We start from the raw sequence: 17,925 nt of genomic DNA, 5'->3' as shown, positions 1-17,925 counted from the left end.
CGATTGACGGTCCGCTTGTCCGGTGGTCCAGCTGCCTGTTGGTCCGCTCGTCCGTTCGTTTCCGTAAGGCGCAGGGGGTTTGACGAAGTGTCGCTGATGTTGCCGGACAGTGTCGAGTGGGTCCTGGAGATGCTCGGCTTCGACTGGCCGACCGCGGACGAGGACAAGCTCCGGGAGTCCGCGCAGGTCTGGCGGGACTTTGCGGACCAGGTCGACGAGCTCCACTACCGGGGCGTGAGCGCCGCGAACGGTGTGCTGTCGAGCAACGCCGGTGACAGCATCGACGCGTTCGGCAAGACCTGGGAGAAGTTCTCCGGCGGCGGCTCGAACGGCTACCTGGCGGATGCGGCGACGGCGGCCCGGATGATCGCTGTCGCGTTCGACGCGGCGGCCGTCATCGTGGTCACCTGCAAGGTCGCGGTGATCGCGCAACTTGTCGCGTTGGCAGTTGAGTTGATTGCTGCTCAGGCGGCTGCGCCGTTCACGCTCGGTCTGTCGGAACTGGGTGCGGCCGGTGCGACGACCGCGACGAAGATGATCGTGCGGCGGTTGCTGAAGGAACTCCGTCAGGCGCTGATGGAAGCGATCATGGAGACCCTGAAGGAGCCGGCGGTGTCGGCGATCCAGGGGATGATCAGCGACCTGATCGCGCAGACGGTGAACCAGAACTTCGGTGCGCAGAGCGGGTACGACCTGGGTCGTACGGCGAAGCGCGGCGCGGAGGACTTCACTGACGCGGTGAAGAACTCGGGCCAGACCTTCACCGAGGCCCTGCGGGACGGAGTGGGCTCGCGCGCCGGTGGGCATGCGCGCAGTGGCATCGATCACGCGGCCGGGCACGGCGATTCGTCGGGTGGCGGGCATGATTCGAGCGAATCCGGTTCCGGGGGCGGCGAGCGTTCCGGGGGCGAACGCTCGGGGAGTGACCGTTCGGGGAGTGACCGGTCGGGGAGTGGGGGAGGGGACTCGTCGGGTTCGGGCTCGGGCTCGGGTTCCGGGTCCGGGGTGGGTGCCAGTACGGGTGGCGGTGGGTCGGTGCCGTCGAGTGGGCACGTGAACTCGCCGTCCGGTAGCGGGAGTTCGTCCACCGGCGGGCCTTCGCAGCACGGTGGGAGCGGCAGCAACGGTCCGACGCTCAGTTCGTCCGGCAACGCCGATTCGACCGGCAACGGGTCGGACCACGCGTCGAACGGCGGAACCCAGCCCACTCCGCCCCGCCCGCCGCGCGCTGACAACGGCCCGGCACTCGACCCGTTCGGCACCCGGCTCGGCACCGACCACCAGCCCCCCACCCACGACGCCACCCCCGCCCCGTCCTCGCACGACGGCGCGTCGCGTGGGGCTGGGCCGGATGTGGGTCGCCCGGCGGGGCATGACGGTTCGTCGCATGGGGCTGGGTCGGATGTGGGTGGTCCGGCGGGGCATGACGGTTCGTCGCGCGGGGCTGGGCCGGAGGTGGGTCGTCCGGCGGGGCAGGACGGTGCGGGGCGTGGGCCTGAGCATCATGGGTCGTCGCAGGATGGCACTTCACGGACAAGTACGGATGGGCGTCCGGCCGGGCATGACGGTTCGCCGCATCGGTCGGAGCCGGATGTGGGTCGTCCGGCGGGGCATGACGGTTCGTCGCGTGATGGTTCGTCGCAGACGGGTACGGATGGTGCGCCGCATCGGTCGGGGCCGGATGGTGGGCGGCCCGCCGGGCACGATGGTTCGTCGCACCGGCCGGATGCTGATTCGGGTCGTCCGGCCGGGCACGAGGGCGCGGGGCATGGGCCTGAGCATCACGGGCCCGCGAGTGATGGCTCGTCGCAGACCGGTACCGACGGTGGGCGTCCGGGTGGCCCCGACGGTCCGTCGCGTGGGCCCGATCACAGGTACCAGCTGTCCTTCGACGAGCATTCGCTGGACGGCGAAGTCGTCAAGGACTCCAACGGTGTCAAGGTCACCCCTGACCAGATGAGTTCCCCCTACCACGGCGGTGCCGCCATCGACTTCGGCGACGCCGCCGACAAGCCGGGCTTCACCGTGCATCAGCCGACCGCGCATCAGCCGGGGGTAGGCGACAGCTTCGGGTCCGAGTCGGTGCGTGGGGGTGATTCGTCCTCGGGCCCGTCGCACGGGGCCACCCCGATTCCCGGGTCGCGGACCGGGGAGGCGCCGAACCACGAGCGGGCCGGGATCGCCGTGAACGAGCCCGCACCCTCGGGCGGGACGCCCGGGCCGCAGCACGCGCCGGGCCCGGACGGGGCGCAGCACGGAGGTTCCGGCGGGGCCGACATGCGGCCGCCTGTCGGGGCCACTGCCTCGGCCGGGGGTGTGCCACCGTTCCGGGGCGGCGAGCAGCGGAACGGTGATTCCGACCCCGGGACGCACACCAGCCAGGTGCCGCCGCGCCTGGACGTGGCCGGCCTCGGTGCCACCGCCACGGCGCCGCCGCCGTCGCACGCCGGTCCCGATCAGCGGCCCGGCGCCGGTGGTGCTCCGACGGCCGGTCCGGACGGTACTGGCGCCGGTGTCGGCGCCGGGGGCGGGGCCGGCGTTCCGGGTGGTGGCATGCCGATGGGCGCTGGTGCGGTGCCGGGCGGCGGCGCTCCGTCCGGTTCGGGCGCGGTCCGGCCGACTTCGGGACCGAGTTCCACCCCGACGGTGCCGGGCCAGGGACCCACCCGCCAGGGCCAACAGCCCGACGGCAACTCCACGTTCACGCCGCGCCCGGCCGCCGACCGCCCCGACCCGCGAGCGGCCTTCGGCCAGCGCTCGGGTGCCGACACGGCCCGCCCCGACACGGCCCGCCCCGACGCGAGCGGCCCTGGCGGAGGACGTTCGGATGCGGCTGCCCGTCAGGACGCGGGTCGGCCGGGCCCGGTGCGCCCCGAGGGCGGGCGCCCGGACACGGCGCGGCCGGACAGTGCACGTCCCGACGCGAGCGGCCCTGGCGGGGGTCGTCCCGAGGCGGCGCGCCCGGATGGCGGACGCCCCGATGCGGGCCGTTCGGACTCGATCCGTCCCGACACGGCACGGCCGGACACGGCCCGGCCGGACATGGCGCGCCCTGACGTGGCACGGCCGGATGCGGGTCGTCCGGACTCGGCCCGCCCTGATGGTGGGCGTCCCGATGCCGGTCGCCCGGATTCAACGCGACCGGATACGGGCCGTCCTGACGCCGGTCGTTCCGACGGTTCGCGTCCCGATGCTGTTCGTCCCGACACAGGTCGCCCAGAGACGGCGCGCCCCGATGCCGGTCGCCCGGACTCAACGCGACCGGATACGGGCCGTCCTGACGCTGGCCGTCCGGACGGTTCGCACCCCGACACGGCCCGCCCGGATGCGGCTCGTCCGGACTCGGCGCACCCCGACACCGGCCACCCCGACGGCGCACGCCCCGACACGGATCGGCCCGACGCGGATCGTCCCGACACCGACCGTCCCGACACCGACCGGCCCGACGCGGGCAGTTCGCACCCCGACGCGTCGAACGCCGACCCTGCACACCCCGCCGACCCCTCGCAGCACGACGGTGCCGCGGACGGCCACGCGCCCCGGCCGGAGGCGCTTGCGGACAGTCGTCCGTACGACACTCCGGGTGGGTTGGACCGGCCGGATCCGCAGCATCAGGTGGATTTGGAGAGCCGGGTGCCGCGGAATCCGGACGGGACGCCGCAGCGGCATCCGGATCCGAACGGGGACTGGCCCGGGGCGGTCAATGGGGACGGGCATCGGGCGCCGGGGCGGGACAACAACTGCCTGGACGTGGCGCTTTCGACGGCCGACACGTACAGCGGGAACCCGACGGCGGCGGCGCCGCGCAGTGATGGTGGGCCGGAGGGCGAGCGGGGCGGCCGCGACCGGGCGGAGAGTCAACTCGGCGCGCCGTTCCGGGACATGGGCAACGGAGACGCGGCGTTCCGCCGGGTCGAGGACCAGTTGCGCGGGGACGGACACGGCTCGCAGGCGGTGATCATCACGCAGGACGCCAACGGGCGGGCCCACGCGTGGAACGTCGTCAACCACGACGGGAAGATCACCTATCTGGACAATCAGACCGGACAACGCAGCGACCGGCCGCTGCACAACGGTGACCACGGCGTGTTCGCGATCACCCTGGATCCGGACCGCAACCCCACCAACAGCCACGGCACCCCCGACCACGGCACCCCCGACCACGGCACATCCGACCACGGCACATCCGACCGGCGGCCGGAGGACCCGGCCGGCAAGAAGAACAAGGCGGAGGACGACCCCGAGGGCGGCGCGGCCAAGAAGAAGGCGAAGCACGGGGACGGCGACGGAGACGCCGAAGCGGGGCCGTCGCACAGCAACGAGAAAACGCCCCCCAAGACCGACAAGGAGGTCATCGAGGAGCGGCGGGCGAACGACCCCGACCACCCGATCCACGAAGCGGCCCGCAGCGAGGAGAACCTCGGCCCGAAGGAGGGGAAGAACGACACCATCTACAACCTCCCGCCCGACGAGGCCCAGGGCCGGCTGCGGGAGACCAACGACGTCCGCCAGGTCGACATGGACCGCGTCTACGACAACCTGAACGACTGGGCGAGCAGCGGCGATCTCGCCAAGGTGCTGGACGAGAGCAAGGGCAGCGCGGGCACCAACCCGAAGACGTTCAACCGGGCCGACCTGGAGGCCAAGCTGCCCGGGTTCAAGGACATGAACCCGGGCGAGCAGGGCGCGGCGGTCGCCGCCATGGGCCGGATGAGCGACGCGTTCCACCAGAGCCACGGCGTGGGCGCCAGCCCCGAGTCGATGGCGTACCCGTACAACGCCGACCCGCGGGTGGCCGGTACCGCTCCGGGCGAGGCGGACACGGCGAGTCGCGGTGGTGCCGACCACGGCACGTCCAAGGGCGAGGCAGGACTGAAGCAGTCGCAGAACTACCAGGACCTCCGCAAGGACATCAAGGACGCGTTCGGCACGCGCAGCATCCAGGCCGCGGTCAACCAGGCCGTGCACCGGCCCGACCTCACCGGCCGCAACTACGCGGTGATCGAGGTGTACGACCCCAAGACGGGGCAGGTCGGCTTCGTGGTGGACAGCTCGGTACCGCCCAGCAGCCCGCGGGTCGGGGTCACGCCGCTGCACTCCGAGACCCACCTCGGCGGGTGGATGGAGCACCTGAAGGCCACCCGTGGCCAGGAGGACAAGCCGGAGGTGCTCAGCCTCTACACCGAGCGCGAGCCGTGCGGCATCGGCAAAGGTCACGCGGACTGCTCCGGCTATCTGGGGCGTGAACAGACCGGCGTGCCGGTCTACTATGCGACCGGGTACCGCACGGATCCGGCGGCCGGAACGACGCCTGCCGACGGCGGGCTGACGGGCAAGCAGAAGATGGACCGGGACTTCGGCGACCACGTGGCGGAGGTGGGCCGGGCCTGGATGGAGATGGAGCAGAACCGCCAGCCCGGAGTCCCCGGGCCGCCGCAGCTGTGAACGAACATGAGCCAGTGAGCAAGGGAGTGGCCGGATGGCCGGGCGCGACGAGACGGCGGTGACGGAGGCGATCGCCGCCGCCACCGAACGACTGCAGGGCGGCAGCCGGGGTCGGCTCCACGTGACCGGCCCGGCCGGCAGCGGGAAGAGCGCGGTGCTCGCCGGGATCGCCGAGGCCTTCCCGGCGGCCCTCCTGATCGACGTCGCCGGGCGCAGCGCCGACTCCGTGGTGCAGGAACTGATCGACCGCACCGGCGTGTTGCGGCGGCGCGCCTTCGGCACCCTGGACGACCTGGAGCGGGCGCTGCGCCGCGACCGGACGGCCCGCACCGTGCTGCTCGCCAACACCCAGCTGGCTGGCTCGCTGGCCTGCGGCGGCGAGGCCGACCGGGCCCGGGCGGTGGTCGCCGCGCTCGCCACCTCCGCCCAGGAGGGCCGGCTGCAACTGGTCGTCGAACAGTCCCAGCCCCCCGAGCCGCCCCCCGTCGAGCCCACCGCGTACTGGCTGGAGGTCCTTCGTCTGCCGGGCGGGCCGGGCCCGGAGGAACTGGCGGCGCTGACCGCGGCCGCTCCGCCGCAGGCCCTCGCCGCGCTGCGGGCGCTGGCCAACGCCCAGCTGCGCCGGGTGCCGGTGGCCGCCTGGGCCGAGCTGTGCCGGGCCGCCGATGTGCCGTTCGGTGAGGCGGAGTTGGCGGCCCTCGCGGCCGATCCGCTGGTGCGGGAGCCGGACGGGACGGTCGGCTTCGACCGTCCCGCGCTGGTCGAGGAGTTGCGGTACGCCCCGGCCGAGGCCGCCGCGTTCCACGGCCGGATGACGGACCGCCTGCTGACCACCATCGATCTGACCGCCCCGTGGGCGGCCCGGTCGCTGCCCGGCCACGCGGCCGCCGCCGGACGCTTCGACGAACTGGTCGAGGACGCCCGCGCCCTCGCGCACGTCCCGCAGGACGCGCTGACCGAGGCCCTGCGCACCGCGTACGGCCGCAGCGGCGGCTTCCGGTACGGCACCCCCGCCGCCGCCCTGCGCTACCTCACCGGCTACGGCCTGGCCGGCGCGCCGCACGGCGAGTGGGTCGCCCGGCTCGCTCACGACGCCCACACCCGAGGGCAGTTCGACCGCGCCGAGGCGCTCGCCGCGGCCTGCCCCGAACCGCTGACCTTCCGCACCGTCTGGTCCCGGTGGCGCCCGATCGGCGCGTTCACCCCCCGCACCGAGCCCTGGCACACCGAGGAGATCGACCTGGTGCAGGCTGCCGAACTGCGCGGCACACCCGTCGTCCTCATCGAGGACGAGGAGGAGAACCGCTTCCTCCGGGACGCGGCCACGGGCGCGTCGATTCACCAGGAAGGCGACGAACTCGGGCCGGGCAGCGCCGAGTTGACGGTACGCCAGAAAGTCGGCTATGCCGAGATCCTGGACGGCCCCGACGGCGCCCCGCTCGGACTGTTCCACCACCCCGACGCGGACGCCGCCGGCGCCGTCGGCGACCTGCTGGTGCTGGCCGGGGTACGCGGCGCCTACGCCGTCCGGCCGGACGTCAAGCTGCTGCGCGACGCGCCCGAACACCGACTCGTCGCGCTGGTCGGCTCGTTCGGCCGCCAGCTGCCCCGGCCCTACGACCCCGCCGACCTGCCCGACCTGCGACAGCTGCTGGAACAGGCCTTCGGCGCCGGGCAGTTGCACCGGATCGACCCCGTCCCGGACGGCATCACCCACCGGCCGACCCGCGAACTGCTCGCCACCGTCGGCCTGCCCGCCATCGACAGCCCCACCGGCTACTGGCTCACCCCCGCCGACCACCTGCCCGCCCGCCCCTGGCCGGACGGCGTCGAGCCCGCCGGCCGCGGACCGTTCCACCTGCTCGGCGGCTGGCTCGGCGCCGACCTGGTGCTCGACGGCAGCGACGGCCGGGTCCTGCGGATGATGCCCGCCCACTGGCCCGACACCAGCCGCCCCCGCGAGCCGCTGATCGGTACCACCCTGGAACGCTTCCTCACCCTGATCGCCGTCCAGGCCCAGTACCTGTCGGCCTACTGGCCCCGCGAGGCCGACAGCCACGACCTGCTCTCCGAACTCCGCACCCGCCTCGCCGGAATCGACCCCGACGCCGCCGCCACCGACAGCTGGCAGCACGTCCTCGAACCCGACACCTGGGCCTGATCCCCGCCACCCCCTCCCCGCCGCCCCCTCCCCCCGACCGGAGAGACCCGACGTGACCGACACCACCGTCGCGCACCAGCCCCACCCGCACCTCGGCGGCCGGGCGGCAGCGCTGCGCGCCCTGGCGGCCTGGCGGTCCGGCACGGCCGACGCGCCGCGCACGGTGCTGATCACCGGCGACAGCGGCAGCGGCCGCACCCGGCTGCTCACCGCCTTCCTGATGCTCTGCGACCCCGCCCACCGCACCCGGATCGACACCGCCGCCCTCGACCCGGCCACCGTCCCGCCCGCCGAGCTGCCCGCACCCCCCGTCCTCGACGCCACCGGCCTGACGGCCGTCCAACTGCGCTGGCTGCTCGCCGACACCTTCGCCCCCGGCGCCGACCGGGCCGACCACCTGCCCGCCGTGCTCGCCGGAATCGGCACCCCCCAGCAGCCACAGGCCGTGGTCGTCGCCGACATCGACCGGGCCGGCCTGCTGACCGGCACCGACGAGGCCGCCAAGGTCACCACCGAAGTGCTGCTGCCACTCGCCCTCAACCCCGGCGTCCGCCTGCTCGCCGACCTGCCCCGCGCCGAGGCCGACCGGCTCGCCGAGGACATCCCCGACGGCCAGGTGCAGATCCTCGACCTCGACCAGGACCCGTGGCGCGACCCGGACGCCCTGCTCCGACAGGCCGAACTCGCCGTCCCCACCCCCACCGTGGCCCGCCAGCTGGCCGCCGTCGCCGGCACCCCGCTGGTGGTCCGGCTGGCCGGCTGGTCCGTCCAGGCCCACCCCACCGGACCACTGCCGCTGCCCCGCAGCCCCGGCGACGCCCTCGACCTGCACGCCGAACGCTGCGGCAGCGACGAACTCACCCTGCGCCGCCTGCTCGCCCCGCTCGCCCTGGCCGGTCCCGGCGAACCCCTGCCGTTCCACCTGTGGGCCCCCGTCGCGTCCGCCGTCGCCGGCAAGGACCTCGGCCCCGCCCTCGCCGCCGGACGCGACCTGCTGCTGCCGTTCTTCGACCTCGCCGCCACCGAGGACGGGACACCCGGCGCCCGCATCGTCCACCCCGCCGTCGCCGAGGAGATCCGCGAACGCCTCGGCCGCACCGCCCGCGAAGTCCACCGCCGGATCGCCACCGCCCTGCTCGCCACCCTCGACGCCGACCGGCCCGGGCGCTGGGCCGACGCCCCCCGCTACGTCCGCGAACAACTCGCCGGACACGCCCTCCACGGCGGCCTGCTCGACCAACTCCTCACCGACCCCGGCTTCCTGCTGCACGCCGAACAGCACCGGCTGCGCGCCGCCGTCGACCGGCTCGACGCCGCCGCGCTGCCGCCACTCGGCCGCACCTGGCTGCGCCTCGCCCCGCTGTTCGCCCGCCAGGAACTCGACATCGAACTGCGCGCCGCCCTGCTCGACCACGCCGCCCGCCAGGACGGCCTGCCCGGCCTCGACACCACCGGCCTGGACGTGCCCTGGCACACCCTGTGGGCCCGGCCGCTCACCGGCGTCGGCGCCGTCACCGCCGCCGTCCGCCCCGACGGCAGCCACCTGCTGGTCGCCCACCGCCCGGGCCGGCAGCCCGAGTTGGCGGTCTACGACGCCCGCACCGGTGAACCCGACACCACCGACCCCGAGCAGCTCGCCCGCCCCGGCGACGAGCAGCGAGCCACCGGCACCCTCGCGCTCAGCACCGGCAGCGACTACGTCCGGCTCTGGTCACGCAACCCCCTCGACGGCACCGTCACCGGACCGATCGCCGCGTTCCTGTCCGCCGCACCACTGGCGGGCGCCGACGTCACCCCCGACGGCCTGCTGCTGATCGCCGACGCGCACGGCGTCGCGGCCCTGCAACCGGCCGGCCGGTGACCGGTACCCGTCCACTACTGTGAACACCGACCAACCGGCTCCGAAGGAGAACGACCGCGTGACGACCCGCGAACAGGCCATCGAGACGGCCCACCAGTGGATCAACGGCGCCCGGCCCGAGGAGCAGTGGCACCGGATCGGCGTGCACGAGTTCGACCTCGGCTGGGTGCTCTGGCCGATCCCCGACGCCGAACCCGACCGGCCCGTCGGCGAACGCCGCGCCCCCGCCGAGATCGGCACCGCCTGCGCCGTGGTCGACCGGGAGACCGGCGAACTCACCCACTGGCCGTCGGTGCCCGTCGAGGAGGTCGTCCAGCTCTACCGCGACAAGCTCGGCGCGGGCAGTTACGACCCGTCCCGCCCGCCGGTGGTCGGCCCCGGCACCTCCGTCGTCCTCACCTACCGGGACGCCGCCGGCGAGCAGCAGAGCCTGTTCCAGCTCTCCACCCCCGGCGCCGGACACCCCGAGGTCCGCGCCTGGCGCACCCTCCAGCAGCAGGGCGTCCGCCCCGAGGACGTGCTGTCCGTCTACACCGACCTGCGGCCCTGCGAACTGCCCGGCGGCTACTGCGCGCCCGTGCTGCTCGCCGAACTCCCCAACGCCACCTTCGACTTCGGCCACGCGTACGGCCCGCGCTACGACCGCCGGGCCGCCGCCGTCCGCGCCCTCACCGACGCCACCGAGGCCACCTTCAGGCGGGCCGGGCGCCCCGCCCCGCCGCGTCCCAACCGGATCCCGTTCCCGCGTGCCGTGCCCGCCGCCGCCCCCGAGAGCGACCGCGAACTCGGCGCCCGGCTGGACGCGCAGTTCGGCGCCGAGCGGATCCACCGCGTCACCGGCGCCGCGCCCGCCGACGGCCCCGCACCCGCCGCACCCGCCGCCACCGCGGCCACGTTGGCCGAGGCCGGGCTGCCCGCCGAGGTCCCCGGGTTCTTCCACCACCGCCCCGGGCTGCCCTCGGTCGCCGCGCACCTGGCCGCGACCGGCCGCGGCGCCCGCGTGCCCGAGCGGACCCGCGCCCTGCTCGCCTCCTACCTGGTCCTCGGCGACGACGGCCACGCACTGATCGCCGTCCAGTGCGGCGACGGCGGCACCGGCACCGGTGCGGGCATCGGCCGGATCTGGGCCGTCGACCCCGACACCGGCACCGGCCGCTACCTCAACACCGACCTCGCCGCATACCTGCGCTGCCTCTCCCTGCTCGCCACCCGCCACCCCGCCCTGCGCGGCCTCGACCCGCAGGTCGCCGGGCTCGCCGTGGACGCCTTCCAGCGCGAACTGGCCGCGCTCGACGGCACGGTGTTCGGCGACCCGGAGAACTGGTGGGCCGTCATCGTCGAGCAGCTGTGGGACGGCCTGCTCTGAGCGACCGTCAGTACCCCGGCGTCATTGCCCTGCCCGTCAGTGCCCCGGCGTCAGTACCCCGGCGGCAGGGTCGCCACCGCGAGCGCGACGGCTTCTTCGGCGGTGGCGGCCGGGCCCGCGTCGCTGACCAGGAAGGTCCCGTCGCGCAGGGGCTCGATGGCCGTCCGGCCGACCGGCTGGTACGGGTACTTCGGTGTGGCGGAGAACCACAGCGTGAAGTGACTGGTCACCGGCGTCAGTCGGCGCAGCCTCGGCTCGGCGAACGCCGCCTCGAACAGCGCCCGGTAGCCGGGCGGTTGGTAGTGGGGTGCCTGGGTGTCGAACCGGCCCAGCCGCTGACGCCAGACCAGCTCCGCCTCGTCCAACGGCTCGCTTTCGTGGGCGAACGCCCAGTCGTGCACGACCAGGAACGGCGTGGCCGCTCGCGCCGCCGCCAGGTCGGCGCCCGCCAGCCAGGCCACCACCGCGCGCACCGCCGCCACGAGGTCCGGGGCGTGTCCGTTGGCGAGCGTCACTCCGCCGCGGGCCAGTGAGACGGACGGCCCCGCGTCCGGAGTCCAGTCCCGGATCCACGCCCGGTCGCCGGTCGCCGCGTCATGGAAGTTGGCGTAGGCGGGGCCGAACCTCTCCGGCGCGGGCAGTGCCAGCCCCTGGTCGGCGGCGATTTGATCGAGAACGGCCCTGAAGTCGGCAGTGGCGGGTGTGTCGGTCATGGCGCGCAGTGTAGGGGCGCGGGTGCGAACGTGCCTGGCGGACTGGGCAGTTGTTGCCCGGATCTGCCGGGTCCCCATCTTCTGGCGCTGTCTCACACTTGATCCGAGCGTCACCGTGAGCGGCTTGCCGCCAAGTATTCCGATATCGTACTATCCGAAACCGTGAAGTCCGAGTCCGTGAAGTCCGAATCCGTATCACCGGGTCGGTCCGCGCTGCTGGCCCTGCAACGCGCGACCCACGCCACCTTGCACCTGATCGCCACCGAACTCGTCGACCTCGACCTGACCGCCTCCGAGATCAACGCGCTGGCCAACCTCGCCGACGGTCGGGGCCGTACCGTCTCCCAGCTGGGGGCCGCGGTCGGCACCCGCCCCACGACGCTCACCAGCGTGCTGGACCGGCTGGAACGCCGCGGCCACATCACCCGCGGTACCCGCGCCGGCGACCGCCGTTCGGTGCTCATCGAGCTGACCGACTCCGGGCGCGCGGCGGCCGCTGCCATCACCCAGTCCCTGGCCGAGATCGAGAACCGCGCACTGGACGGCCTGCCCGCCGAAGCGGTCGCCGGCTTCCACGCCGTCCTTGACGCGCTCGTCAAGGAGAGCTCATGACCACGCACCACCACGGCGCGCACAGCGCGGAGGGGGAGTCCTCGCCGTTCGCCGAGTTGCTGGGGGAGGTGATGGCGACCGCCGAGCGCTTCGGGCACCGCCAGCACATCCAACTGACCTGGCTGGCCGTCCGACACCACGGCACCAGTGCGGCGGTCGAGCTGGTCAGCGACGGCATCCGGCGCACCGCCCGCGACGCGGGGGCCCCGCAGAAGTACAACGCCACCGTCAGCCGGGCCTGGGTCGAACTGGTGGGCCACCATGCCGAGCAGTCGGACACCGCCGACTTCGACGCCTTCGCCGACCAGCACCCCACACTGCTCGACAAGAACTTGCTCACCCGCTTCTACCGGTCCTCGACGCTGACAAGCGACCCGGCCAGGACCGGCTGGGTCGAACCGGACCTCGCTCCGTTCCCCTGGCGCCAGGCCGGCGGCTGAAGCGCGGGTCGCCCCTCGGCCCTGCCTGCCGGACCGGTCGGCCTGCGGGGGCGGCCGGCGCTCCCGCCGCGATCGGCAGCGGGCTCAGGACGCGTCGCGAGTTGCTGACCGCCATCGAAGCGGCGGGCCTGCACGTGGTGGACAAAATCGACACCAGGCCGCAACATCCGCGGGCTTCGGACCGCACCGACCCCCTCCACGCTGCCCGCGCTGCGGAGGTCACATCGCTGTGGCGTCTGGCCGGCGGTTGACCACGGCTCACGCACGCGGCAACCCCGGCGCCGACGGCCTGCAGCTGCCTGCCGGCCGGGCTCTGGCGGTCAGCCCGGGGGCGACCAGGGCGAGCCAACGGGCCCGGGCTGCGGGTGGTTGATCGGTGGGGGCGGTGGAGAGCAGCAGGTAGATGTCACCGACGGTGACGTCCGGGTGGATGTCGCCGTCGGCCTGGCCTGCTCGGATGAGTGCGGCGAGGGCGGCGCCGGCACGGTCCTCGTCGGCGCGGTCGCCCGGCTCCGCGCCCAGCGTCCGGGCGGCCGCCTTCACGGCGCGGTCGGTTACGGACTTTTCGATGACGCGGCCGAGGAAGGCGGTCAGCTCGTCCGCGGCCCGGGCTCCGTCGGCGACGCGGGCGAGCACGGCTTCGGCGTCGTCGGCGACACGGGCGACGTACTCGGCGACGACGGCGGCGACGAGGTCCGTCTTGGTGAGGAAGTGCCGGTACAGAGTGCCCACGGCCACACCCGCCGCGGCGGCTATCTCGTCCATGCCGACCTCGGGGCCGTGCTGGGTGATCTGCTCACCGGCGGCGGCGAGAATCTTCCTTCGATTGCGCACCGCGTCGGCGCGCGGTGCCCTGGCCTGGGTCACGGGGACTCGCCTGCCCTTCCACTTGCATGAAGGGAACCAAGGTTCAGGATGGATGGTGAACCACGGTTCATCTTACGTGTGAGGACTCCCGCCATGCCCGCCAAGATCGCCCTTGTCACCGGTGCCTCCTCCGGCATCGGTGAGGCCACCGCGTTGAAGCTCCACGAGCTCGGCCACACCGTCTACGGGGCCGCCCGCCGCGCCGACCGCCTGGCCGAACTCGCCGACCGCGGCATCCGCCCGCTGACCATGGACGTCACCGACGACGCCTCCATGCGGACCGGCATCGACAAGATCATCGCGGAGACCGGCGGGATCGACGTGCTGGCCAACATCGCCGGCTACGGCTCTTACGGCGCCCTCGAGGACGTGCCCCTGGACGAGGCCCGCCACCAGTTCGAGGTCAACGTCTTCGGCGCGGTCCGCCTCACCCAGCTCGTCCTGCCCCACATGCGCGCCCAGCGCTCCGGCACCGTCGTCAACGTCACCTCGATGGGCGGCAAGATCTACACCCCGCTCGGCGGCTGGTACCACGGCACCAAATTCGCCCTCGAAGCCCTCAGCGACTGCCTGCGCCTGGAAGCCAAGCCCTTCGGCATCGACGTCGTCGTCATCGAGCCCGGCGGTATCGCCACCGAATGGGGCGCCATCGCCGCCGACAGGCTGAAGAAGTCCTCCGCCGACGGCGCCTACGCCACCCAGGCCGCCGCCGTGGCCTCCTCCCTGCGCTCCGAAGCCAACGCGAAGCGCAACTCCCCGCCCGGCGTCATCGCCGACGCCATCGGAAGGGCCGTCACCGCCCGCCGCCCCAGGACCCGCTACGCCACCGGCTTCGGCGCCCGCCCCCTCATCGCCCTGCGCCGCCTCCTGCCCGACCGTGCCTTCGACGCCGTCATCTCCCGCGCCGTCGGCCTACCGCGCTGAACCACCCGGGAAAGTCGTCGAGGCCCGCAAGGTGCTGTCGAATCAGGGTCGTTCGCCTGCGGTCGGGCGGCCGAACAGCAGGGCGTAGCCGGGCGGCAGCTGGAGCAGGACGCGCCCGGTGAGGTCGTCGCCGGCGGCGTCGGCCAGCGTGGACAGGACGGCGCCGATGTCCCACAGGGCCGTGGCCTCGGTGGCGCCCTCGATCCAGGCCGCGGTCGCGCGCACGAACCGCTCGGCGCTGAGGGGCTCGGCGGCCTGCAGCGGGTTGAGCAGGATCAGGGCCATGATCTCCGGCAGGCGGGCGGCCAGTTCGGCCCGCACCTCACCGACCAGGTGGGCGCCGAGCAGGGCCAGGACGACCCGGGCGACCCGCTCGGCCTCCTGCGGGGTGTCGTACTCACCGCGTTCCTGGACCTCCTCCAGGAACGCCTCCCATCGAAGCGTCATCGCGGTTCTCCCTCCGTCCCGGCCTGCCCGGCACGCCGCCAGTCAGGGCTCGACGGCCAGGCGCCGGTGCAGGCCCGTCAGCCTGAGCAGCCGCACCACGCAGCGCCCGGCCCCCCGCAGGACCAGGTGGGCACCGCACCGGTCGGCCTGGTTGCGGGCCCGGACCAGGGCGCCCAGGCCCGCGCAATCCATGAACGTCACCTTCGACAGATCCAGCACCACCTCCCGGTGCGACTCGAGCGCGGTGGCCAGAGCACGGCCCAGCGAGGGTGCGGAGTCGAGGTCGATCTCGCCGGTCAACCGCACGGTGAAGGGTTCGTTGCTCTCGCCGTTCATGGCGTTTCCGCGTCGCTGCGGGTAGGCCGGTCCGGGCGAGGCCGGCCCGGCGGTCGAGGGGTGTTCCGGCCGCCCCTTTCGATCGAGGGGGGAGAGATCACGGGCGGCCGGAACGGCATCGGGGAACGCGTCAGGCCTGGATCTGTTTGCGGCTTCCGCTGTGGCTGATCGCGACCTTGCGGGGCTTCGCCTTCTCCGCGACCGGGATCTTCAGGGTCAGCACCCCGGCGTCGTAGTCGGCGGTGATCCCGGCGGGGTCGAGGGTGTCGGAGAGCATGACCTGGCGGGAGAACACGCCGAGCGGGCGCTCGGACAACTCCCACTTCACGTCCTCGCCTTCCTGGCGCGGGCGGCGCTCGGCCTTGACGGTCACCATGTTCCGCTCGACGTCGATGTCGATCGCCTCCGGGTCAACTCCCGGCAGGTCGAAGCAGATCACGTACTCGTCGCCGGCCCGGTAGGCGTCCAACGGCATCGGCGTCGGACGCGACCATGTGCCGGTCGTGTTGAGGAACTGCTGGGTCAGCCGGTCCAACTCGCGGAACGGGTCAGTGCGCAGCAGCATCGCGAAACACCTCCACTGATCGAATGGGTGCCAGTGCGCTTCACCTGATTCCTTTCTAGCGCGTCATCCATCCGATGACAAGTCGTGTTGTCGCCTATAGAGTGACTGCATGAGCGAGAAGTCCCGCAGAGCCGCCCCCGACGCCTCCCCGCCGGTCGAGCCCGCCTCGTTCCTGGCAGCCGCGGCCGCGCTGGCCGCCATCGACGATGCCGTCCGCACCGCCCAGAATCCCGCGTCCCGGCCCCCGACCACCCCTGACGAGCACGGAGGCCCCGAGCAGGCCCTGGCCGCACTCGTCCTGCTGCGCGAACTACGCGGCCAGCTCGCCGGCTGGGAAGCCGGCCTGGTGGAGACCGCCCGCGAGGCCGGTGCCACCTGGGCCGACCTCGCCCGGCCCATGGGCGTCGCCAGCCGCCAGGCCGCCGAGAACCGCTACCTGCGCCTCAAACCCGCCAAGGGCACAACGCGGTCCGGTACCGGCGCGGAACGCGTCAAGGCCGTCCGCGACCGGCGGGCCGCCGACCGGACGGTCACCGCCTGGGCCCGCGACAACGCCGCCGAGCTGCGGGTCCTCGCCGCCCAGATCACCACGGCCGCACTCGCCCCCGACGCCCGCCCCGCCCAGGCCGCCCTGACCGCAGCCCTCGGCGCCACCGACCCCGCCGACCTCATAGAGCACCTCGCCGCCATCCGCCCCCATCTCGGCACCGGCCAGAGCGACCTCGCCACCCGCCTCGACGCCCTCACCCACCGCACCACCCAGCTCCGCGATGACAGCGACCGACGCCGCGCCTGACCCTGTCGCCGTCGCCGAAAGGCGTAGGCAGGACCTCCTGGACGGGATCGACGACCTCGAAGCACGAGTAGCCGCCACCACGAGCACCGTCAACGCCGCCCGCGACCACCACCTCGCCCGGCTCGACGCCCTGCGCCACCATCGCGGACAGCCCCTGCTGGCCGCAGTGCGCATCGCTCGCCCCTCCCCAGGCCGCTGCACGTGCCGGGACAACCGTACGCGCCCGCTCCGGCACCGGCCCATGGTGATTCGGTGGAAGTCGCAGACGGGCGGTGTGGGCCCCGAAGGCCCGGAAGGCGAGCGAAGGGTGCTGGTCGGAGCGGAAGCGAGCTTCAACGCGGGTCGGCGCGAGGGCAGTTGGTGGTGCGTGGAGTCTGCCTTCGGGGCCCGCCCGGTGGGGCGGGATTCCCGTGTTCAGGGCCGCAGTTGGACGGCCGTCACCATCACATAGCCGACCAGCAGGCCGAACAGGCAGACCGCCGTCACGTACCGGGGCGTGAACGGCAGGCCCGCCAGCGACGGGTACAGCAGCACCGCGCCGCCCGCCGCCAGGTCCGCCAGGTACAGGCCGTCCGGCGGGACGATGCCGGTGCTGTGCGCGGCCCAGCCGGTGGCGATCAGGAACCCCGTCAGCAGGGTGAACCCGGACAGCAGTCCGGAGCCGATCGCGCCCAGCGCGGGGTGCGGGTCCGGTGGTGGCTCGCCCTCCGGCGTCCTCGGGCGGAGCCGGTGGGCCATCGCGAGCGCGCCGACGGCGAGCGTCATCGCGGCCAGCGCACCGAGCAGCGGAGAGGGATTCATCGGTTCCTCCTGGAGAACGCGAGAGCCTGCCCGGCCAGCGCGGCGAGCGCCGCCGGCAGCAGGACGGTGAGCATCAGCACGGTCGCCCACACCGACGGCTCGATCGCCGCCGGGGCGGCCGGCGCGGCCACCGGCGGTGGCGCGGCGACCGTCGTCGAGGGGGTGAGGGTGGGACGCGCCTGGACGGCCGACGGGGACGGCGCGACGGCGACCGGGGCCGGTGCGTGGTGTGCGGGCACCTTCGGCTTGGCAGGCGGGGACTGACGGGGCGTCGGCGTGTGCGGCGCCGGGGCGGCCGCTGTCGGAGTCGGGGCGGGTGTCGGGGTCGGCGTCGGGCTCGGCGTCGGGGCGGGGTGCGACGGGGGAGCGGGGGTCGGAGTGGGCGTGGGAGGGGGCGTGGGGCTGGGGGACGGGCAGTGCCAGGGTGGCGGGTGCGGATGTGGGTGCGGTGATGGCCACGGCAGATGCGGGAAAGGGGGGACGGGCGGTGGGAACGCGCCCGGGGCGGGGTCCATGGCAAGATCCTCCGGCCGCCGCCACCCTGTCCGACACCCGTCACCGCCCAAACCCCACGGGGCGGTGAAACACCCA

General features: G+C 73.9%; 15 protein-coding genes and 1 pseudogene. 9 read left to right on the top strand and 7 right to left on the bottom strand.

The features are described from left to right. Positions 1 to 96 precede the first annotated feature (96 nt). The 4 genes from ACFV18_RS02620 to ACFV18_RS02605 are packed head-to-tail and all read left to right on the top strand — an operon-like array spanning position 97 to position 10,833. A complete protein-coding gene (locus ACFV18_RS02620) occupies positions 97 to 5,445 on the top strand; it encodes a toxin glutamine deamidase domain-containing protein (protein ID WP_380479228.1) in 5,349 nt (1,782 codons plus the stop codon). Between the two features lie 34 nt (positions 5,446 to 5,479). After that, positions 5,480 to 7,606 (top strand): SUKH-4 family immunity protein, encoded by a 2,127-nt coding sequence (locus ACFV18_RS02615; protein ID WP_380478444.1) that lies wholly within the window; start codon positions 5,480 to 5,482, stop codon positions 7,604 to 7,606. 52 nt (positions 7,607 to 7,658) lie between these two features. After that, positions 7,659 to 9,467: an ATP-binding protein gene (locus ACFV18_RS02610; RefSeq protein WP_380478442.1), complete on the top strand. Its 1,809-nt coding sequence runs from the start codon at positions 7,659 to 7,661 to the stop codon at positions 9,465 to 9,467. 58 nt (positions 9,468 to 9,525) lie between these two features. Continuing rightward, positions 9,526 to 10,833: an SUKH-4 family immunity protein gene (locus ACFV18_RS02605; RefSeq protein ID WP_380478440.1), complete on the top strand. Its 1,308-nt coding sequence runs from the start codon at positions 9,526 to 9,528 to the stop codon at positions 10,831 to 10,833. Positions 10,834 to 10,883: 50 nt separating this feature from the next. Here the strand turns inward: ACFV18_RS02605 and ACFV18_RS02600 are convergent, their stop codons facing one another. Continuing rightward, a complete protein-coding gene (locus ACFV18_RS02600) occupies positions 10,884 to 11,546 on the bottom strand; it encodes a DUF6193 family natural product biosynthesis protein (protein ID WP_380478438.1) in 663 nt (220 codons plus the stop codon). Positions 11,547 to 11,708: 162 nt separating this feature from the next. Here ACFV18_RS02600 and ACFV18_RS02595 point away from each other — a divergent pair, with 162 nt between their 5' ends. From ACFV18_RS02595 to ACFV18_RS02585, 3 genes and pseudogenes are all read left to right on the top strand, one after another. Next, positions 11,709 to 12,158, top strand: a complete 450-nt coding sequence (locus tag ACFV18_RS02595; protein WP_380478436.1) for a MarR family winged helix-turn-helix transcriptional regulator — start codon at positions 11,709 to 11,711, stop codon at positions 12,156 to 12,158. Then, complete coding sequence (locus ACFV18_RS02590) at positions 12,155 to 12,598, top strand: hypothetical protein (RefSeq protein ID WP_380478434.1); 444 nt, start codon at positions 12,155 to 12,157, stop codon at positions 12,596 to 12,598. The genes ACFV18_RS02595 and ACFV18_RS02590 overlap by 4 nt, the downstream gene beginning before the upstream one ends. A gap of 80 nt (positions 12,599 to 12,678) precedes the next feature. Then, positions 12,679 to 12,849: pseudogene (locus tag ACFV18_RS02585) on the top strand (methyltransferase); the annotation flags it as partial. A gap of 7 nt (positions 12,850 to 12,856) precedes the next feature. Here the strand turns inward: ACFV18_RS02585 and ACFV18_RS02580 are convergent. Further along, positions 12,857 to 13,465 (bottom strand): TetR/AcrR family transcriptional regulator, encoded by a 609-nt coding sequence (locus ACFV18_RS02580; protein ID WP_380478432.1) that lies wholly within the window; start codon positions 13,463 to 13,465, stop codon positions 12,857 to 12,859. Positions 13,466 to 13,558: 93 nt separating this feature from the next. On the opposite strand from ACFV18_RS02580, the gene ACFV18_RS02575 reads away from it, so the two are divergent. Continuing rightward, positions 13,559 to 14,389, top strand: a complete 831-nt coding sequence (locus ACFV18_RS02575) for an oxidoreductase (protein ID WP_380478430.1) — start codon at positions 13,559 to 13,561, stop codon at positions 14,387 to 14,389. 42 nt (positions 14,390 to 14,431) lie between these two features. Here the strand turns inward: ACFV18_RS02575 and ACFV18_RS02570 are convergent, their stop codons facing one another. The 3 genes from ACFV18_RS02570 to ACFV18_RS02560 form a co-directional block, all read right to left on the bottom strand. Continuing rightward, a complete protein-coding gene (locus tag ACFV18_RS02570; RefSeq protein ID WP_380478428.1) occupies positions 14,432 to 14,836 on the bottom strand; it encodes a DUF2267 domain-containing protein in 405 nt (134 codons plus the stop codon). Between the two features lie 42 nt (positions 14,837 to 14,878). Then, complete coding sequence (locus ACFV18_RS02565) at positions 14,879 to 15,172, bottom strand: STAS domain-containing protein (RefSeq protein ID WP_380478426.1); 294 nt, start codon at positions 15,170 to 15,172, stop codon at positions 14,879 to 14,881. A 130-nt stretch (positions 15,173 to 15,302) separates the two neighbouring features. Beyond that, positions 15,303 to 15,737, bottom strand: a complete 435-nt coding sequence (locus ACFV18_RS02560; RefSeq protein WP_380478425.1) for an Hsp20/alpha crystallin family protein — start codon at positions 15,735 to 15,737, stop codon at positions 15,303 to 15,305. Positions 15,738 to 15,846: 109 nt separating this feature from the next. Here ACFV18_RS02560 and ACFV18_RS02555 point away from each other — a divergent pair, with 109 nt between their 5' ends. Next, the gene (locus tag ACFV18_RS02555) at positions 15,847 to 16,533 is read left to right on the top strand and encodes a hypothetical protein (protein WP_380478423.1); all 687 of its coding nucleotides are present in this window, start codon (positions 15,847 to 15,849) and stop codon (positions 16,531 to 16,533) included. Between the two features lie 414 nt (positions 16,534 to 16,947). Here the strand turns inward: ACFV18_RS02555 and ACFV18_RS02550 are convergent, their stop codons facing one another. Together ACFV18_RS02550 and ACFV18_RS02545 are read right to left on the bottom strand one after the other, a co-directional pair. Next, positions 16,948 to 17,334: a hypothetical protein gene (locus ACFV18_RS02550; protein ID WP_380478421.1), complete on the bottom strand. Its 387-nt coding sequence runs from the start codon at positions 17,332 to 17,334 to the stop codon at positions 16,948 to 16,950. After that, the gene (locus ACFV18_RS02545; RefSeq protein ID WP_380478419.1) at positions 17,331 to 17,573 is read right to left on the bottom strand and encodes a hypothetical protein; all 243 of its coding nucleotides are present in this window, start codon (positions 17,571 to 17,573) and stop codon (positions 17,331 to 17,333) included. Before ACFV18_RS02545 ends, ACFV18_RS02550 begins: the two co-directional genes overlap by 4 nt. Between the last annotated feature and the right edge of the window lie 352 nt (positions 17,574 to 17,925).

The sequence above is a fragment of the Kitasatospora sp. NPDC059673 genome, assembly GCF_042734215.1.
Classification (GTDB): Bacteria; Actinomycetota; Actinomycetes; order Streptomycetales; family Streptomycetaceae; genus Kitasatospora.
Note: the sequence above shows the minus strand (reverse complement) of the source record. Positions and strands in the feature narration are given on the sequence as shown.